The 20021-nt window shown below is 46.5% G+C and carries 18 protein-coding genes; 9 read left to right on the forward strand and 9 right to left on the reverse strand.

All coding sequences use genetic code 11. The features are described 5' to 3' along the window. The first annotated feature begins 91 nt into the window (after positions 1-91). The 8 genes from ABK01_RS02435 (at position 92) to ABK01_RS02470 (ending at position 9039) form a co-directional block, all read left to right on the forward strand. Positions 92-1390 carry a cyclic nucleotide-binding domain-containing protein gene (locus ABK01_RS02435; protein WP_212565920.1) on the forward strand — a complete coding sequence of 433 codons (1299 nt, stop codon included), beginning with the start codon at positions 92-94 and terminating at the stop codon, positions 1388-1390. Positions 1391-1442: 52 nt separating this feature from the next. Next, positions 1443-2432 carry an HPr(Ser) kinase/phosphatase gene (gene hprK, locus ABK01_RS02440; RefSeq protein ID WP_212565921.1) on the forward strand — a complete coding sequence of 330 codons (990 nt, stop codon included), beginning with the start codon at positions 1443-1445 and terminating at the stop codon, positions 2430-2432. A gap of 11 nt (positions 2433-2443) precedes the next feature. Then, on the forward strand, positions 2444-2710 hold the full coding sequence (locus ABK01_RS02445) for an HPr family phosphocarrier protein (protein WP_212565922.1): 267 nt from the start codon (positions 2444-2446) through the stop codon (positions 2708-2710). Positions 2711-2719: 9 nt separating this feature from the next. Beyond that, entirely contained in the window at positions 2720-3724 is a 1005-nt protein-coding gene (gene holA, locus ABK01_RS02450) for a DNA polymerase III subunit delta (RefSeq protein WP_253676125.1), read from the forward strand. 124 nt (positions 3725-3848) lie between these two features. Then, positions 3849-5450 carry a lysine--tRNA ligase gene (gene lysS, locus ABK01_RS02455; protein ID WP_253676126.1) on the forward strand — a complete coding sequence of 534 codons (1602 nt, stop codon included), beginning with the start codon at positions 3849-3851 and terminating at the stop codon, positions 5448-5450. Between the two features lie 224 nt (positions 5451-5674). After that, the gene (locus tag ABK01_RS02460; RefSeq protein WP_371922028.1) at positions 5675-6757 is read left to right on the forward strand and encodes a uracil phosphoribosyltransferase; all 1083 of its coding nucleotides are present in this window, start codon (positions 5675-5677) and stop codon (positions 6755-6757) included. 19 nt (positions 6758-6776) lie between these two features. Continuing rightward, positions 6777-7706, forward strand: coding sequence for a tetratricopeptide repeat protein (locus ABK01_RS02465; protein WP_253676128.1), 930 nt, complete (start codon positions 6777-6779; stop codon positions 7704-7706). Next, a complete protein-coding gene (locus tag ABK01_RS02470; protein ID WP_253676129.1) occupies positions 7690-9039 on the forward strand; it encodes a sodium-dependent transporter in 1350 nt (449 codons plus the stop codon). The genes ABK01_RS02465 and ABK01_RS02470 overlap by 17 nt, the downstream gene beginning before the upstream one ends. Positions 9040-9097: 58 nt before the next feature. Here ABK01_RS02470 and ruvC read toward each other — a convergent pair whose 3' ends face one another. The 9 genes from ruvC to ABK01_RS02515 form a co-directional block, all read right to left on the reverse strand. Then, positions 9098-9595: a crossover junction endodeoxyribonuclease RuvC gene (gene ruvC / locus ABK01_RS02475; protein WP_253676130.1), complete on the reverse strand. Its 498-nt coding sequence runs from the start codon at positions 9593-9595 to the stop codon at positions 9098-9100. 1 nt (position 9596) lies between these two features. After that, complete coding sequence (locus tag ABK01_RS02480; protein WP_253676131.1) at positions 9597-11354, reverse strand: aminopeptidase P family protein; 1758 nt, start codon at positions 11352-11354, stop codon at positions 9597-9599. A 12-nt stretch (positions 11355-11366) separates the two neighbouring features. Continuing rightward, positions 11367-11924 (reverse strand): glucosaminidase domain-containing protein, encoded by a 558-nt coding sequence (locus ABK01_RS02485; protein WP_371922029.1) that lies wholly within the window; start codon positions 11922-11924, stop codon positions 11367-11369. A 69-nt stretch (positions 11925-11993) separates the two neighbouring features. After that, positions 11994-13541: a glutamine-hydrolyzing GMP synthase gene (guaA, locus tag ABK01_RS02490; RefSeq protein WP_253676133.1), complete on the reverse strand. Its 1548-nt coding sequence runs from the start codon at positions 13539-13541 to the stop codon at positions 11994-11996. Positions 13542-13658: 117 nt separating this feature from the next. Continuing rightward, complete coding sequence (locus tag ABK01_RS02495; RefSeq protein WP_253676134.1) at positions 13659-14480, reverse strand: glycoside hydrolase family 191 protein; 822 nt, start codon at positions 14478-14480, stop codon at positions 13659-13661. A gap of 56 nt (positions 14481-14536) precedes the next feature. After that, positions 14537-15283, reverse strand: coding sequence for a class I SAM-dependent methyltransferase (locus ABK01_RS02500; RefSeq protein ID WP_253676135.1), 747 nt, complete (start codon positions 15281-15283; stop codon positions 14537-14539). A 160-nt stretch (positions 15284-15443) separates the two neighbouring features. Continuing rightward, a complete protein-coding gene (locus ABK01_RS02505) occupies positions 15444-16022 on the reverse strand; it encodes a CPBP family intramembrane glutamic endopeptidase (RefSeq protein WP_253676136.1) in 579 nt (192 codons plus the stop codon). 42 nt (positions 16023-16064) lie between these two features. Then, entirely contained in the window at positions 16065-16979 is a 915-nt protein-coding gene (locus ABK01_RS02510) for an alpha/beta hydrolase (RefSeq protein WP_253676137.1), read from the reverse strand. A gap of 175 nt (positions 16980-17154) precedes the next feature. Further along, on the reverse strand, positions 17155-19092 hold the full coding sequence (locus ABK01_RS02515) for a beta-N-acetylhexosaminidase (protein WP_253676138.1): 1938 nt from the start codon (positions 19090-19092) through the stop codon (positions 17155-17157). Positions 19093-19345: 253 nt separating this feature from the next. Between ABK01_RS02515 and ABK01_RS02520 the strand changes: the two genes are divergently transcribed. After that, entirely contained in the window at positions 19346-20020 is a 675-nt protein-coding gene (locus ABK01_RS02520) for a B3/B4 domain-containing protein (protein WP_253676139.1), read from the forward strand. The last annotated feature ends 1 nt before the right edge of the window (position 20021 follow it).

Raw genomic sequence — 20021 nt, forward strand, 5'->3', positions numbered from 1 at the left:
CGGTAATGTGTCTGATGTGTTTATCCGTCTTTCCTAAAAGTAGTGTGAAATTTTGTATATCTATAAAATTTCACACAGAAGGATAAAAGTTATGAAGAAGATACCGATTGTCAGTACCGTTGCAACCACCGTAGATGCGATGGAGCAGGCATGTAAACAGTCTAATTTCAGTATTATTTCGCAACAATTACATGATTACGCCGAGGTGCTTTCGGCTTTCCGATACGAAATGCCGGAGATCAAGATTATCGATTTCGGTGATCCGGCGGTTCATGCGGAAAAATGCCTTAAAGTAGTAAAGGATGATCCGTGGCTGCTGTTTGGAGGAGTTATTGCAATTACCGATTCGCAGGAACAAAAAGCGACACTGACACAACGGAAAGAGCCTAACTTTTTATTCGTTTTAACGCGCAAGGAATTTGAACAGTATGTTGCGCAGATTATTAAAATCTTAAATCATCATGAACATTTTTTAGTCAACCGTGGAATGAGTCATCCGGCAAACGAGCTTGAACACGGCAGTTTTACCAGTGAGACCGATCCGTTTGAAATTATGTTCTATGCAAATCTTATCTCTACATACCTTTATAATACCGATCGTGTGAATGAAGCGGAACGGAGTGCGTTTCAGGGCGCGATGATGGAGTTGCTGCTGAACGCTGTAGAGCACGGTAATTGCAATATCAGTTATGATGAGAAAACCGAATGGCTTAAACAGGGAAAGGATGTACTTGAGCTTATCAGAATAAAGCAGATGGATCCTGCTGTCGGAACGAAAAAAGTTCTCATCACATACAATATTTCTCCTGAACGCACGCGGATTACCATCAAAGATGATGGCCCAGGGTTTGACTGGCGTTCCGCGCTCGATGCGCCTTTTGAAGCAGGTTTACATGGGATGGGCATTAAGATGAGCCAAAGTTTTGTAAAAGAACTGTATTATAATGATGCGGGGAACGAGGTTTCATTCGAGGTTCCAAATCAAAAAAACAGTGCAAACCTCACACCGGCAATTTTGCGGGAGCAGGAAACCTTTCATTTTAATCACTTGCAGGTGGTATGCCGTCAAAACGATGAATCAAGCAATCTTTTTTATATTCGCTCCGGCCGCTATGCTGTTTATGTCGACAATACGCTGTTAACGGTGCTGACTCCCGCGGATATTTTTATCGGAGAGATGGCATTTCTCACTAATGATAGACGGTCGGCAACGGTTGTCGCAATCGGAAATGGTACGTTAGTTAAAGTGCCTAAGATGAAATTTATGAAGCTGATCGAATCTTACCCGCATTACGGTATTTTTTTGTCGCGGCTTCTTGCTGACCGCCTTGCTCGCCAATCACGCGAAAGCGCCTCGCTCAAGACCGAACTGAAAGCCTTGAAAGATTGAGCTTAGGGTAAACACATTTACAAAGATACGCCGGTTCGCTATACTCGCGTATATGCTTTCTAAGAGTTTAACGGTACTTGAGTTACTCGATCTCGACCTAACGGAGCACGATGCGCTTCACCTGCATTGCGTGTGCGGACAAAAGGGATTGACGCGCAGCATTACCGTTGCGGATTTAAATCGTCCCGGGCTTGCGCTTTCAGGTTTCTTTGATTCCTTTGCGTATCAGCGCGTTCAGTTGTTTGGCAGGGGGGAATGCGCGTATTTACAAAAACTCATCGAAAGCAATACCGTCGAAAATATAAAAAAAATGATGACCTACGATATCCCTTGCTGTATTTTCTCTCATAATATCACTCCGCCTCCGGTATTTCTGGAACTGGTACAGGAAACCGGCTGCCCCGTGCTGCAAACGGATCTTTCTTCCAGTGCGCTTTCCGTGCGGTTGATGCGTGTTCTCTCTAACGTGTTCGCCCCGACAGTGGCAATCCATGGTGTTCTGGTAGAAGTGTACGGACTTGGTATTCTTATTTTAGGTGATTCTGGGGTCGGCAAAAGCGAAACGGCGCTTGAGCTTGTGGAACGCGGACACCGATTGGTGGTTGATGATGTGGTCGAGATCACCTGTATCAACGGGAATAGCTTAATCGGGCGCGGCGCCAATAAGATGATCGGCCACCACATGGAAATACGGGGGCTGGGCATTATCAATATCATGCAGCTGTATGGCGTCCGATCGGTGCGGGAACAGAAGCAGATACAGCTGGTGGCAAAGTTGGAAGAGTGGGATTCGCACAAAGTATATGACCGCATCGGTACTGAAGAGCTTACCACCGAGATACTGGATGTAAAACTACCGCTTTTGGAAATACCGGTAAAATCGGGGCGGAATATTCCGATTATTTTAGAAACGGCCGCAATGAATGAGCGGCTTAAAAGTATGGGCGTTTATTCTGCGAAAGAATTTAATCAAAATATTCTGCGCTGGATGGAAAGCGATACAAGCCGTGTACCTTATTATTCGGCGGATGATACCTACTAAGGAAAATATCTATGGTAACAAAGAAGATTATTGTGCAAAATCGCGCCGGCATCCATGCGCGTCCTTCATCGTTGATTGTACAAACGGCAGCTAAGTTTCAGTCGAATATTATGTTTGAAAAAGAAAACATTACCGTGAATGCAAAATCCATTATGGGCGTAATGACAATGGCCGCAGGGTATCAAACCGAACTGACCGTTTCCGCAGACGGCGCCGATGAAGCCGAAGCCATCGCAGCGCTTGAACAGCTTTTTGCCTCGAAATTTGAAGAGGAATAACGCAAAAAGATGAGTGCTCCTTTATGGCTTTTTACCGGCCCCGAGTTGGGAGAGCGGAACGATGCGCTTGAAGCGCTGCGAAAAAGCGCGGAAAAAAAATACGGACAGCTCGACAATCATCTCTTTTATGCAGCGGATACTTCAATATCGGTTGTTTTGGATGCCGTGCAGAACGGCTCCCTGTTTGCGGAAGCTCGGTTTGCCGTTGTCAGAAATGCGGAAATAATCAAAAAAAAGGAAGATATACAGGCGCTTACGCAGTGGGTTGAGCAGACTCCTTCCGAAGTCGGCGCTTTTTTAGTCCTGATCTCCGATGAAATCGGCATCGATAAAAAAATTGAAGCGCTGGTTCCCAAAGATCATAAAAAAATATTCTGGGAGCTTTTTGAAAATAGAAAGCAGGATTGGATCCGCCGTTTTTTTGCGCAGTCGAAGATCAGTATTGAGCAGGATGCTATCGAGGTGCTGCTGGAGTTGGTAGAAAATAACACCGAAGCGTTAAAAACTACCTGTGCGCATATCAGCCTCTTTTTTGAACAGGGTGCAACGCTGACTGCGGAAACCGTTGAACACCTGCTTGCGCATAACAAAGAAGAAACGCCGTTTACGCTTTTTGACGCGCTGAGCAATGCCAATCTGGAATATGCGCTGAATATCCGCCAAAAGCTGACCCTTTCCAAAGAATCTTCGCCGGTACAGCTGATTGCGGGACTTACTTACTGCTTTCGGCGGCTGCGTGACTGGTACAATCTTGCGCAAACCGGCGGACTCGATGATTTCAGCTTAAAAAAAGCAGGCTTTACCTCGAAAAAAGCAATCGACCAATATCGCCGGGCGAGTAAACAGTGGAGTGAGCAGACCGTATACCGCATTATATCGCTCTTAAATAAAACCGATATGCAGATTCGCACAATGGGGCAAGAACTTTCGGGGATACTGCTCGATACCTGCCTCTACAGCATTATCTGCAATCAAGGGCGAGAATTGGCGGCGTACAGCAACGCTGCACGGTAGTGCATTTTCAATTGACACAATCGACTGCGCAGTATACAATTCCGCAATATTTTTCGAATAATCACTAAAACACAACCTTTCGAGCCTGATTGACAGGGGCGTTTGAGTTCAACACAAGGACAACATGAGTAAAGAGCAAAACAATCAGAAATTAGTACATTGGGCGGATCAAACTGCGGAGAAGATTATACGCGAGCGCGGCGATTTGGATTCTTATACGTGCGCTTCGGGGATCACGCCGTCGGGAACCGTTCACATTGGGAACTTCCGGGAAATTATCTCGGTTGATTTAGTTGTACGCGCGTTACGCGACCGCGGCAAAAAGGTACGCTTTATTTATTCTTGGGACGATTACGATGTGTTCCGCAAAGTACCAGAAAATATGCCCGGAAAGGAAACGCTGCAAAACTATCTGCGGTATCCTATAACGATGGTTCCCGATACAACCGGTCGCGACACCTCGTATGCGCGCCATCACGAAACGGATGTAGAGCAGACGCTGCCGCGCGTTGGTATTTATCCCGAGTTTTTATATCAGGCTGAACGGTACCGCAGCGGTATGTATGCCGAGGGGATGAAAAAAGCGCTGCAGAGCCGCGACAAAATAAAAGATTGTTTAAACCGTTACCGCGACGATGAGCATAAAATTCCCGCAACGGAAGAATATTGGCCGGTCGCGGCTTTTTGCTGCAAGTGTAATAAAGACACTACGGAAATAATTTCTTATGACGGCGAATACGGATTGGAATACCGCTGCACAAGCTGCGGGCATCAGGAAAAGGCTGACTTGCGTACTTCAAAGGAATTAAAACTTGGATGGAGAGTCGACTGGCCGATGCGCTGGCAGTTTGAAAAAACGGTTTTTGAACCTGCCGGAAAAGACCATCACAGCCAAGGCGGCTCATTCGACACGGCGCGGCTTGTCGCGGATGAAATTTATAACTGGCCTGCTCCCGTCAGCTTCCGCTACGATTTTATCGGCATCAAGGGCTTGCCGGGTAAAATGTCGTCGTCGAAGGGGAAGGTTATCAGTCTGTCCGATGTCTTGAACGTGTATCAGCCTGAAATTGCGCGGTACCTGTTTGCCGGAACGAGGCCGAACACGGAATTCTCCATCAGCTTTGACTTGGACGTTATCAAAACCTATGAGGATTACGATAAAACCGAGCGCATCGCATGGGGTGTCGATAAAGCGAAAAACGATGAGGTATATGCAAAGGAGCGCCGCATCTATGAACTTTCACAGGTTGAGGGAATGCCGCCGTGCATATCCTATCAAATTCCGTTCAGACACCTCTGTAATTTATTGCAAATTAACGCAGGAGACATCGCTGCAGTCATGAAGCTTTTGCCGGATATGAAAGAAGAACAGCGGGAGCGTTTTGAAGCGCGGGCGAAGTGCGCATGGTATTGGATTACTGAATGTGCGCCGGAAGATTTTCGGTTTGCGCTGCGTACTGACGGCGGCAAGGCGGCTCTTTCCGCAGCCGAAACCGCTGCGCTCTGCAAAATCCGCGACGAGCTGTTACCGCAGATGGACGCGCTTGATGAAAAAGCTTTTTCAACTGCGCTGTATGATGTAGCTCATGCGTGCGAAATCGAACCGAAAGCGCTGTTTACCGCTGTTTATCAGGCGTTGATTGGGAAAGACCAAGGACCGCGCCTTGCCGGTTTTATGAAGATAATCGGAAAGGAACGGCTTGCACAATTGCTTTCATTCTATTAGAATACTGCGCAAATGGCAAAACATGGTTGCACTTCGGCATTGGATGTAAATTCTGTACTCGAAAAAATGGGGAAGGTATTCCGCTGTTGTTGCCTTTCCCTTTGCAGCCGGTGTTTCATTTTAGTGAATTTTTTTTAAACGCTCTTTTTTAAGGGCGTTTTTTTTTGTGAACACGGGTGTCTTAGATGTCTTAAAAAGCCGACCGCGTTTATGTATTTAATTTAATAGAGGAGTTTGATATGAAACAAGTTATTATGGAAGCGGAATCGCTTCAAGGCTATTTAACGTCGAAGGATACTGCATACCTCAAGAAATTGGATGAACTGTATAATCAGACAATGCAACAATTTACACGGCTCGATGCTGCCGCGGATATAAAAGAAAAAGATACGGCTGAAACTGAGATTATCGCATTATATGATAAAATGGGAAAGATTTTGCAGGAAATCTGCAAAGAAGTACCTCAGCTCAAGGTCTATTCATTCAATACCGATTTTGCAAGCCATGCGGAAGCCTCCCGTGTTATGGCAAAACTGCGCAGCAGCGAAACCGGCCATAATGAATTTGTCTATTATACGCAGCGTGCCTATGAAATGCTGTTCAAACTTGCGTATAGCGGAAGCCACGAGGACAGCAAAAATTACCTTATTTCCAAAACGCCGGTTACCGTTCCCGTACAGAACTATGCCGTACATAAAATCTGCGACATCGATCATAAAATAGAAAACACCGTCATGTGTGTTATGCTGCGCGGCGCACTCCTTCCGTCGATGATTATGTCCAAGGAGATTGAAGAATATTCTTCACACGGCTATGTAACCCCGTTCGCGCTGTTTAAGATTAAACGGGATGATACAAAAAAAGTCGATGATATGCAGTACGTCCTCAATCTGGATATGTCATATTTCAATTTGGAAGACTTAAACGGAAAAGACCTTATCTTTGCAGATCCGATGAATGCAACCGGCGGCAGTTTGATTACCGTTGTCAAATACCTTGAACGGCAGGGGGTAAAACCGAAATCGATCAGCTGTTTCCATGTCATCTCCTCGCTCAAGGGAGCCCTTTGTGCCGCCCGCGCCTTAAAAAACTGTACGGTATACACGCTATGGATGGATCCCGCATTGAACTCCGCCGCCTATATCCTTCCCGGGCTGGGAGATGCCGGCGATAGAATCAACGGCATCGATGAGGCTGAGCATCCGCGGAATATGATTCAGCTTATTGCAGATTATGGCGCGACTATTGCAGGCCTTTACCGGCACCAGTTGAGAGCGATTGAGAATGTGGTACTTCAAAATAAATAAGCGTATTGATGAGAGAGCTGTGCAATTGACGGCGGGAGCGGCGATTCAACAGAGTACAGCTGTTAACTCCGCCGAGGCTGTACGCAATAGTGCCGATCGGGTACCGAAAAAAATCATACTGTTTTGCTTACTGCTTTTTATAACCGCTGCAGGCACGTTTGCAAAGGGTAATGTCGACTCCGAAACGGCGAAAGCCTATTTTGAGATTGCCCAAGCCTATACCGAAGTATCAAAGTACGATAAAGCGGTGGAGTTTTATCTAAAGGCGGCAAAGGATCCTGCACATAAAAATGCGGCGGAATATAATTTGGCACGGGTGTACGGGCTGCAAGGCGATTGGGGAAAGGCAAAGAATATCCTCGAACGGCAATACAAAGAAGCGCCCGGCAATGTGCTGATTGCAAAAGCGTATGCCTACAGCCTTGCAGCAACCGGCGATGAATCGCGCGCCTGTGAAATGTATAAAAAACTGTACGATGAGGATTCGGAAAATCCCGATGCAGCGCTCAATTATGCCCGCATACTGATTCTTTCCAAACGCTATGATGAAGCAACGGCTTTTATTACAGAGCTGAAAACCCGATTTACCGAAAGCAGCGAGAACAAGGCCTTAGCGGAACTTGAAGAAAAAATCAAAAAAGCGCAGGAAGAGCCGAAAAAACAGGAAAACGAAAGTCAGGATAAAGACGGTAAAATGCAGGATCAGAACGATAACATGAAGGATAAGAAAGATACGGCAGACGCCGCCGAAAGCCAAGCGGAAAAGGCCGATTCCCATTCTAAGAGCGGACAAGATGCTGCGAAACCAACCGAGACAGGTACGGTAAAAGATGAGAACTCACAGACGAAACCGTCAGCTGATTCTAAAACGTCGTCGTCAACGCCTATAAAACCGGCGACAGGAACCGAAGCCTCAGATGTAAAGGTAAAAGATGGAAAAAAAACATAACAGGTTTGTCAGCAACATAGGGTTTATTCTCGCCTGCGTCGGCTCAGCTGTCGGTATGGCGAATGTGTGGGGCTTCCCCTACAAGCTCGGAAGCAACGGCGGCGGCGCCTTTTTGCTCATCTATATCTTATTTGTTATCCTTTTCGGATATGTCGGACTTTCCGCAGAATACGCAATCGGCCGCCGCAGCGGTACGGGGACGCTCGGTTCCTATGCCTATGCGTGGAAGCACGGCCGCAAAGACCTTGAGGGCATCGGTAAGATAATCGGGTGGCTGCCCTTGGCTGGTTCAATTACAATCGCTATCGGGTATGCCGTCATCATCGCGTATGTACTCAAGGCTTTTACGCAGTCCGTATTGGGCAATATTATGACGGTAGAACCCGGACAGTGGTTTGAATCCTTTGCCTTTAAGCAGTTCAGCGTTGTACCCTATCACGCGGTTATTATTATTGTAACGCTGCTGACCATTGTGCTCGGTGCACATACGATAGAAAAAACAAATAAAATAATGATGCCGCTCTTTTTCATATTATTTGCAGCATTGGCGGTTCGTATGGCATTTTTGCCCAGCGCTTTTGAAGGATATAAGTTCCTATTTATCCCCGATTGGAGCCATTTAAAAAATCCGTCTGTGTGGATAACCGCGATGGGGCAGGCCTTTTTCTCGCTATCCATTACCGGATCGGGGATGATTGTCTACGGCGCTTATTTAAGTAAAGATCATGACTGTGTAGCGGGAGCAAAAAATACTGCACTGTTCGATACCATCGCGGCGGTTGTTGCAGCCCTTGTGATGATCCCCGCGTGTTTTGCTTATCGGATGGATCCCGCAGGCGGTCCCGGTTTGCTGTTCGTTGTTCTCCCTTCTATTCTTCAAAAAATGCCCGGCGGCAGAATATTCGGTATCATTCTGTACCTTGTCGTTGTGTTCGGAGGAATTTCGTCCTTGCAGAATATGCTTGAAGTTGTCGCCGAATCGCTGATGCATACGTTTAAAGGCTTAAAACGAACTGTGGTGATTATCGTACTCGGCGTCATCACCTTCGGCATCGGTGTATTTATGGAACCCATCGCAGAAACCAAGGGCGCAATTCTCGGCGGCTGGGGTGCATGGATGGATTTGGTCTCCACATATATTATCCCGATCGGTGCAGTGCTCGGCGCTGTTTCGTGGTTCTGGGTAATGAAAAAAGATGAGCTGTTGGACGAAATCAACACCGGCGCAAAGAAACGCTACGGCAACGGATGGTACTACCTCGGCAAATACGTATACACGCTCTTTGCATTGTTTTTGTGCGTTGTCGCATTAGTGCGCGGCGAAGGGTTCTAGGAAAACGGCACCCCTGTGAAAAAACGCTGTATCCGTCGATTGACTTAGTTGGGAAAATCTAAACACCTGTATTTATGTATGTAATAGCCGCCGCCAGCGCATCGGCGGCATGGTCCGGTTTCGGTATCGTTTTAAGGCCGAGCAGCAACTGTACTGTTAGCTGCACCTGCTGCTTTTCCGCCTGCGCGATGCCGGTAACCGCTTTTTTAATAGCGTTCGGCGCGTATTGAAAGACGGGAACTCCCGCCTGCGCTAAGGCAAGCAGGGTTACGCCGCGCGCCTCCGAAACGCTCAAAGCGCTCGTTACGTTTTTTGCGAAATAGAGCGTTTCGATACCGGCGGCGACAGGTTGGTATGTGCGGATAAGCTCCGTAAGTCGGTCAAAGACAATGAGCAGCCGGTTTCCCTGTACTTGCCCCGCCTCCGTTTGAATAACACCGTAATCGATACAGCGCATCCTGCTGCCTGACACAGCAATAATGCCGTAGCCGGTATGGGCAAGCCCGGGGTCAAGCCCCATAATAATCCGTCCTGCAGCTGTCTGCTGTTCTGCCATCTTACAGCGCCCGTGTTCGCTCTTTTAAGAAGGCGCGATGTGTTTCATCCAAATGAGGTTCCAGCGCCGTGCGAACCGCTTGATTATAATCGTTCAGCCACTTGAGTTCTTCGGGGAGTAACAGCTCCTTCACTACCGGCCGTGTGTCGATCGGGCAGAGCGTCAGCGTTTCAAACTCCAAGAAGGTGCCGTACTCCGTCGTTTTCCATTCCTTTGTCAGTGTGAGATTTTCGATGCGGATACCGTGACTTCCGGCGCAGTAAAAACCGGGTTCGTTGGAGGTAATCATTCCCGCCTTCATCGGAGTATCCGTATAGCGAAGTCCGATATTCTGCGGCCCTTCGTGAACGGCCAACACATACCCGACGCCGTGTCCGGTACCATGCTTATAGTCCTTGCCGTATTTTCGGAGCGGATTGCGGGCGAGGATATCGAGCTTATAGCCGGTGGTGTTTTCCGGGAAGCGGGCTAAAGCAAGCTGGATATGCCCTTTGAGCACCAGCGTATAGTCCTCTTTTTCTTCTGCGGTGAGCGGGCCAAGCGGAATGGTACGGGTAATATCCGTTGTTCCGTCTTTATATTGTCCGCCTGAATCAAGCAATAAAAAGCCTTTGGGCTGTAAGGTTGCGGCCGTTGCTTTTTTAGGTCCGTAGTGAATAATCGCCGCATTCGCCCCGTATCCTGCAATCGTGGTAAAGCTCGCCTCGATAAAGTCGGGCTGTTCGGCACGGAAGCGCAACAGCTGTTCGGAAACATCCCATTCGGTAACGCCGCTATCGGCATGATCTTCCGCCCATTTAAGGATTTTGACCATCGCGATACCGTCTTTAAGGAACGCATGCCGGTAGTTTTTAATTTCGATTTTGTTTTTCACCGCTTTCATCGAAGAGGTGATATTAAGACCTTCTATTATATCCGCTTTAATCTTGTTGCGTAAGAAGATATTTGTCCGTGCGGGATCAAGGTAGACCGTACCCTGCAGCTTTTCGGCATCGGCGAAAATCGCTTCATACGGTGCAACGGAGACTCCTTCGTTTTCCAGCGTCGCCTTTACCGTATCTGTCATTTGCCGCGCGTCAATGTAAAGCCGTGCGTTCTGCATATCAACCAAGGCGTAGGCGGTAACAACCGGCGTGCATTCAATATCGTTGCCGCGGATATTAAAGAGGTAACAAACATCCTCCAAAGCCCCGATAACCGTTGACTCCGCTTTCTTTTCCCGAAGCGCTGCGCGGACTTCCTCGATTTTCTCGGAGGCGGATTTTCCCGTATAGCGGACATCGAGTATAAAGGCGGCGCTTAATACGGGTGCAGGGCGGTCAGTCCACATTTCCCCGATAAGATCACGGTCAGTAACAAACTTCATATCGGGAAGCGACGAGTTAAACTGTGCGAACGAATTGACCGACATCACTTTCCCGTCCATGCCGATCGTACTTCCCACAGGAAGCGTTTGCGCAAGATATTCAAACACAGTCGGTACATTCGGCTCTCCGCTTTTTTGCAAGAGGATACCGCTTCCCTCCAATTCTTTTTCAGCCTGTAAAAAATAGCGGCCGTCAGTCCATAAAAAGGCCTTGTCTTTTGTAACCAATACGGCGCCCGCAGAGCCGGTAAAGCCGGAAATAAAGACGCGGGTCTTATCGTGTTCGGCAAGATATTCACACTGATGCGGGTCGGCGGTTGGAATATAATACGCGTCAAATCCGCATTCCGCCATTTTATTGCGCAATACGTTAATACGTTCAGCTATTGTCATTCTGATCTCCTTCTATAGTCCTGCGTACATGCGGCGCAGGAGCTGGTCTATCTTATGCCCGTAAGCGGGATCCGATGCCCACGTTCCGGCAAGGTTGTAAATATACGGCGCCTTGCCTTTTGGGTTTACATAGCGATAACGCGGATCTACGGACGGAAGGTTGAGCGGTTCGGCGCTGGCATAGGCCTTTAAATGCTGAATATGCGCCCTGACTCCCATTTGTTCGTCGGGGAACGCCAAGCCCGGGTTTTCTGCGTTGACGGCGCCGAGTCCGCAAAAATTGTTCATGTCTGCGGTTACCAATCCGCCGAACCGTAAAAAGCCGGTTTCCAAGCACATCTGCACAAAAGCGATATCGGCATTTATCCCTTCGGCGGCGGACTCTTCCAGATAATACCCTGCTAATCGTTTTACTTTTTCCTGATCGGCTTCGGCTGCTTGCGCTAAGGCGGTTTGCGTTAAAAAAAACGAAACAAGTTGCTCCTGCGTCATGCGTCCGGTTCCCATAATCGCTTTAGGAATGGATGGCGGAACCGACCGGCATGAAAAACAAAGCAATACCGCAAGCATGGTAATAAGGGTAAAAGGATGGTTTAAAAAACGCTTTATGCGAAAGTGGGAAACGCTCATACGGTTATGTTACTCCCATTCAATGGTTGCAGGAGGCTTGGGCGTAATGTCATACACCACACGGTTGATGCCTTTTACTTCGTTGATGATGCGGAGCGTAATCTTTTGCAGCAGCGGATATGGGATTTCTGCGATCTCAACCGTCATCGCATCGACGGATGTTACCGCCCGTATTGCTATCAGGTTGTCATACGTTCTACCGTCGCCCATGGCGCCGACCGTGCGAACATTGGGGAAGACGGTAAAATACTGCCAAATAGAATCCGCCAAACCCGCCTGCGCAATCTCTTCGCGGAGAATGGCATCGCTTTCGCGTACCCAATGCAGTCGTTCGGGAGTGATTTCTCCTAAGATACGCACCGCGAGTCCCGGGCCGGGGAAGGGCTGCCGCTTGACTAATTCGTCGGGAATACCAAGCGCCGTGCCGAGCGCCCGCACCTCATCCTTAAACAGCATCCGCAGCGGTTCAATCAATTCTTTAAAGTCGATATTTTCGGGAAGTCCGCCGACATTGTGATGGGATTTTATGACAGCCGCCTTTTTGCTGCCGCCGGATTCAATAACATCGGGATAGATGGTTCCCTGTACCAAAAAGTCAACCGTGCCGATTTTTTTTGCTTCTTCTTCAAAGACGCGGATAAATTCTTCACCGATAATCTTCCGCTTACGTTCGGGTTCGGTTACTCCGGCAAGTTTTTTTAAGAACCGCTCGGATGCATCCACATGGATGATATTAAGGCCGAGTGTTTCGCGGTAGGTTTTTAATACCTGCGCGGCTTCGTCTTTACGTAAAAGACCGTGATCGACAAAAATACAGGTAAGCTGATCGCCGACAGCCTTATGCACCAGTACCGAAGCGACGGAGGAATCCACGCCGCCCGACAGAGCCGATATAACCTTTTTGTTTCCGACCTTTTGCTTTATTTCCTGAATAACCGTGTCGGCAGCGGTTGCGGCGTTCCATACTTCGGTACATCCGCAAATACCGCGCACAAAGTTTTTGAGCATTTGTATGCCGTATACGGAGTGTAATACTTCGGGATGGAATTGTACGCCGTAACATCGGCGCTCGGTATTCGCCATTGCAGCGATAGGACAGTTATCCGTTTTCGCAATGACGGTAAATCCTTCGGGAATAGCAGATACGCTGTCGTTGTGGCTCATCCACACGATGGAGTCTGCCGGGCAATCTTTCCAGAGCGCTGCACCCGCTGCATCTCCGCCGGTGTACAGCTTCGTCTTACCGAATTCGCTTTTTTCTGCAGGCTGCACTTTTCCGCCGAGCAAATAGGTCATCAACTGCATTCCGTAGCAGATACCCAACACCGGTACTTTTAAGTTGAATATTTCAGGGTTACAGGTTGCCGCATCATCGGCATATACCGAATCGGGCGCTCCGGTTAAAATAATCCCTTTTAAAGAAACGCTTTGTATGCGGGAAAGTTCCGCGTCGAAAGGAAGGACTTCGCAATATACTCCGCATTCGCGGACACGGCGGGCAATGAGCTGGCTATACTGCCCTCCGAAATCAAGGATAATAATTTTTTCTGTGTGCATAGCGTACTATATCAGTGTATGAGCTGTTAGACAAGCAGCCTTTCGATTAGAGGTCAAGACTTTCCGAACCGCCATGGATAGCGGGCGGTTTTGATATGTTATGCCATTTGTCTAACCTCAAAATAGCTTATCGAGTTGTAATGAAGGGGATATGTCGTAGGTAAATCCGTTGCGTTCGCAATATGCTTTTATTTCTTTTGTCAGCTGTTTCGTTGCGCCGTATTCGAGTATATAGACGGCGAGGCCATACCTTTTACATTGAGCCAGATATTCCAAAAAATACTCTCTATCTTCTGCAGACTTTGCTCCGAATGTATTATTCTTAAAATGTATTTCGGTAAAGACGCTTTCTTGATTAACCCCGTGTACCATCCCTTTAATGGAATCTTGCCGCATCGCTTCGGTTATAAACGTATCGCCGCCGTTAATGATAATGGGTTTATGCTCCGTATGTATTGTATGCAAGAGAGCTATCAGTCCCTGATATATTTCGGGTGTGTGATAATGATAATACACGTCAGCGTTATCAAGAAAAAAACCGTCTATGCCTTTTTGAGACAAAAGCTGCGCCTTATTTTTTATTCTGTTCTGCCATTTTTTATCCGCAACATTTACCCATTTTTCTTCATCCCAATTTTCGTAGTGTCCTAACGCCGTATCTGTAAATGCTGCGTAATCATCGCGGAATGTTTCGATAGAGCCGATATTTAAATAAGAAAAGATATACGTGTTTCCGTTTTTGTGAAGCTGTGCAATATCTTCTTGAGAAAAAAATTCCGCATCAATTACCAGCGTCTTAATTCCTTTAAGCTGTACCGCCTTGTCGGGCGACATACCGATCAGCACTTTATAATCTTTGGTACTTTCTGCGGATATACCGTTTATCACAATAAGTGCAAAAAAAATGAGGGACATACAAAAGGTTTTTACGGTTCGCATAAGTTGCTCCTGATCAAAATGAGAATATGACATCTATAAAAGATCGGGAAAATTTGCTACGCATCCTTCAAAATACATTTTTTTTCAACATATACTACAGCGTAATCCTCTGCACGGCTTTCGGTAAAACTGTAGTCCGAATAGGCGGCAGCGGACTGGAATCCCGTCTGTTCAAATAAGGTTAAAAGTGTTTGCCGTTGCAGCGGATGCAGCACCGTAAAGTCTGAATCTATAGTATCGTGCGTCTTGTCGGTAAATTCTATAGTAAACTTGATATTCCCGTCCGGTAAAAAATCATAGCGCCGCTTAAAAATAAAGGCGTCCGTTTCTTTATCCTTAAAGTTCATTTTTTTCTCAGCAAGGATGCGGTCGTAATTGAGAACTTCAACAATAAAAATACCGTACCCCTGTAACGACTGATACACGGAACTGAAAAAACGGCGAAGCGCTGCTTCATCAGGTAAATGCGGGAGCGTATTGCCGAAACACAGTACGCCGTTACAGGTACCGAATTGCAGAATATCGGCGATGTTCGCTCGATGGAATGCCAATTCTCCTGATGTGCGGATACCGAACGTATGGGCAGCTTTTTGTTCGGCAATTCCGATCATCTTTGCATTTAAGTCAAGTCCGTATATATCGTATCCGCGTTGATGTAATCCCAACGCCAGATCGCCGGTTGCACAACCGGCATCACACAATCTGCCCGGCAACGGACAAAGGTGTTGGATAAAATCAAGCTTTTCCGCCTCAACTGGGAAAAGTTCGCTGTAATGGTCTGCAATCAAATCATATACGTTCATTTACTCTTCTCCACCGCTGCAATTATGGTATACTATATCGATACAATGTGCTATAGGAGAACGATATGATCAAAATGACGAAATGAGCTTATAACCTAATTTGCAGTTATACAGATAACAGATACGGGGTGATTGTAAGGAATAAATCTACGGCGGAAAGTTAAGCTGCAGCGCTGTGACCCCACAGGTAATAATACACCCCGATATTCCAAAGACCGTGGACTGCGGCTACTAGTGCGATACTCGCCGCGGGATGAGTCACCTGTTTGAGCTTGAGATAGGCAATGCGGAATACGATTCCGGCTCCTGCGGCAAAGAGCATGGAAGAGAGTCCGAGGTAACGGTGTGCCAGTGTGAAGAGCAAGAGGGCGGGAAATTCGGTGAAGCACAATTCAAAAAACGACGCGATGTTATTCTCGCTGCATATATAAGAGAAAGACGAAAGCGGTAAACGTGCAGAGCATTTTGCTGCGGGCGAATTTTTTTGCAAGCGCGGTTCGACATAATGAGTGTAAATGCGATGCAGCCGATTCGGAGTATAGAGCCGGTATAGTATTTCTTCATACACAGCTGCGCATATCGTGTAACAGCAAAAAACGCTCTGCGCATATAGTCCGGTCGGCTTAGGCGGAAGGGTAAACGGTACCGCTGAAAACAGCGGAGGAAGTAATAAAAAAGCGGCTACCGCTGCAAATTCACTAAAGAAGAGTGCATCTTTTTTACTAAAGCGCCATTCCATTTCATCCCGCTATTTTATTGTAATCTTTTCCTTAAAAGCAGGTTATAGCCTGTTTTCTATCCATCCCAAGATATCGGCTTTTACTTCTTCTTTATTTGTCTCATTTAAGATTTCGTGTCGGGCGTTTTCGTATAGTTTTAACGTTACATCCCGTATCCCGATATTCTGATAGATACGATAAAGGGTTTTCAGCATTTTGCCTCCGTTGGAAACGGGGTCTTCCGAACCGGCGGTAATGAGAATAGGTAAATCAGTTGGTATACCTTTTAAAGCTTCTTGCGTATGGAGCCTTTTTAAACCGCCCATAAAATCCTGAAAGAAACCTGCAGTACAGACAAATCCGCAGTATTCATCATCGATATATTTTTTTACTTCGTTTTCATCTCTCGAAAGCCAGTCAAAGGCTGTGTGCGGATTTTTGATTCTGTTGTTATACGAACCGAAAACTAATGCATTCATAAACTTGGCAACGGATTTTCTCCCTTTGAATGCGCTGGTAAGGCTTGCAAGCAGCGAGGCAACAGATACGCTGGGGTTAGGGCCTGCAGAACCGATGAGAACGGCCGCCTTTACCGTTGTACCGTACCGTTCGATGTATTCCTGCGTTACAAAGGAGCCGAACGAATGCCCGACGATGACATTTGGAAGTGCAGGATACTGTTTTTGTATCTCCGCATTGATTTCTTTTTGATCTTCGACAACACGTCCGAACCCGTCTCCGTCGGCAAGGTACCCCATTAAGCCGCTCTTTGCACCGGTCTTTCCGTGACCGCGGTGGTCGGATGCAACTACGGCAAAACCTTTTTTGCACGCTGCCTGTGCAAAATCATCATACCGGAGAGCGTGTTCCGCCATCCCGTGCACGATATGCAGCACCGCCTTCGGATGTTGTTCAGGAAGCCATGTATAAACGGCGAGGGAAGCGCCATCGCTCATTGTCTGATACGTAGTTTGCATCGTCTTTATCTCCCATAAAAAGTCAAGAAGAAAGTATCAACTTTCGATTGACTTTTTACGCACGTTCACAACGAAGTGAGAACGTGCAGATGATATACAAGTTTGCGTTTGAGCAAACTTGAGTAAATAAAAGCCGTGCCATTTGTACGGCTTTTATTTTACACTCCTTTTTGCCTTACCACGTTTCTCGGCAGGCGGTCATAATGCGTAAGGCACGGTTATAGCGTACCGCTTGCGGTTCAAGTGTTTTATTCGCTTCGGGGCATGGATCGAGCCGTTCTTCTTCAAGTTCATCAATGTGCGTAATCTTACCCTGTATATAATCGGCTAGTAATTCCTGCGTAACTTCCAGCCGCATCAACATTGCCCCGAAGCGATGATCCAACACCTCTGAACCGAACCCGCGGCATTCTTCCATCCATACCCGCCGCCGTGCCTTCGCCATTGCGGCTAATGCCATTTTGAGCGGTTGTATCTTCTTTTCGATCAATGCCTGCAATGCTCTTTTATCCGCTTTTTTATAGGCCTCCCAAATATCCAAGGGGAGTCTCCACTTATAATAAAGCGTCTTCATCATCAATGCATAAAATTCGGCAATGCTGCGCTGAAGAGGATTATCCGTATTGGCTGCATCCTCGGTAAAGGCTTGCTCGAGTTTTTTATAGACGGCATCCATATCGGTTGTCAACGTCCGTATATAATACAGAAATTTTGAACCGAGCGGGTCTTGATATAACAGATACTTCGACGGCGTTATATCATAATCGTTACCGGTTGTTCCTTCAAACAAATCCGGCTCTCCCTGTCGCATCCATTCGTCAAGCCCCATACCGGTATAGAGCCTTAGATACTGCGCAAATCCCGCTTCTTGATATTTGGGATGACAGTCAAGATAGGCGAAGAGCACCAAACCGAACATACAGGTATAGAGCGGAGCCTCGCTGCCGTCATCACCCCATGAAGTAACGATGACTTCTTTGACTTTTTCCTTTCGGCAAGCTTCAATAGCAGCAAGTGTTGTTTCGAGGGTTTTCTTATGATGCGGTATATATCCCGTCCAGCGCCATGCTCCGCCGGCAAACATGGTCTTTTTCGTAAGCGCTCGGCATACTTGCAGGTGTTTTCGGTAATGCTTGGTCAAGCAGCTATAGTAATCCCAGTACATTAATCCTACCTGATGGGGGATAATCGGCTCAGTATTTTCTTTGTTATTGGAATAGCGGCCAAAGAACATATCATCCCAAACGATAGGCTTAAAGCCGTATGTTTTGCAGAGGTTTTTCATAAAAGCAAGATGCTCCTCCATAATATTCCTCTTTTGTTTGAGTCCGTTTTCATCCAAATAGCGCCCACGTCCCAGATTATGGGCTTCGTCCATTCCGATATGGATAATATCCGAAGAAAATGCTTTGCGTAACGACGCAATCATCCGTGTAAGCAGTACCCGGACTTCAGCATTAGCAATATTAAAGATGTTATCGATATCTTTATACTTGTATTCTATCGCCTCCCACATAAAATATTGATCCATGTGAGCAAGCGTCTGGATGCACGGAACCAACTGTACGCCGAAAATCTGCGCATAGCGGTCGAGCTCCTGCAAATCTTTGATGGAATACCGTCCGCGTAATGCACCAAAGTAAGGAGCGCCTTCAACTTCGTACACATCTTCCATATACAGCATAAACCACGAATGTCCCATAAAGGCCATTTCGCGAATAAGCTGTTTTAGCATATCGATATGTGCAACAGCATTACGGGAAAGATCGAGCATTAAGCCGTTTTTTGTAAAAACATGATCCATGCGGAATTCCAATAAACGCTGGGCATCCCGCCTTGAGTAGAGCAGAGAATCTTCAATTGTTTGACTTTTAAGCAACAACATCGACAACGCAAAATAAAAATGCGGCGCAGAATCCGCTTCAATTTCGCACACGCCGTTTCTAAAAGTTGTGGAAATTTCGGAGTTCTTCACTTTTTTGAACATAACGGGAATACCGTCTTCGCTAATTCTAAGCGGATAGCTTTTTCTCAGTTCTGCAACTGCGAGCGTCATTTTTTCGTCAAGATCGGATAGATCAAGTTTTAACGGTTTCAACGGTTTTATTGCCATACACATTATTTTATCCATCAAAAATAATTAAAGAAACCCTCTAAAAATTTTAGGTTTTAGAGTTTCTAAATAGTAAAGACCATTATACCACAGTTATAAAGAAATGACAGCGCAAATTTTGCGTAAATTTTGCATAGGCTTTTAAAAAATTACTAACGAAGGTATAATTAGAAATAGGAATTATATACAATAAACCTGTTCGAAAACGCAGTTATCGAATAGGTCTAATATAAGAATTCGGAGGCATGCTGCTATGAAATGTATTATCGATAAAAGTATCGTTGAACTCGGGATTACAAGTGTTGTGATTGGCGTTGCAAAAAATATCGATCCGCACGCGAAATTATCCGATTCATTCTTAAAAAAGCAAAAAAAGATGGAAGATTGGGCATTACAGTGCGATGTTGATGAGGTTTTGCATAATCCGATTACTCAAGGCTATGCCGATTTGCTGCAAAGCGTCGGGCGCAGTATCAAAAAGTATCCGCCGACTGTTCCCGCATTTATTCGGAACATTCAGCGCCGCGGTTCTATGCCGCACATCAATAGTGTTATCGATATCTACAACGTCGAATCATTACATTCGCTTTTAGCGATTGGCGGGCACGATCTTGATAAGATAGACGGGCAGATAGAATTTACCGTCAATAAGGAAGCGGGGGTTTTTCTTCCGATTTCATCGACTGAGAAGCATGTTGCCGAAACCGATTACGTATACCGCGACTCTAAAGGTATTATTGCATGGCTTGGTGTCCGCGACGGGGAAGATTATAAATTTGACGACGGAACAAAAAACGCAATCTTTATTATCACAGGGAATGCCAATACTTCCGTAGAAATGCGTGTGGAAGCGCTTAAGCGGATTCAAAGCGATTTGGCGGAGTGTATGCCTCAGCTGGAATTTGAGATACAGGTTATCGAAGGATAGG

It is taken from the genome of Treponema sp. OMZ 305, from assembly GCF_024181325.1.
Classification (GTDB): Bacteria; Spirochaetota; Spirochaetia; order Treponematales; family Treponemataceae; genus Treponema.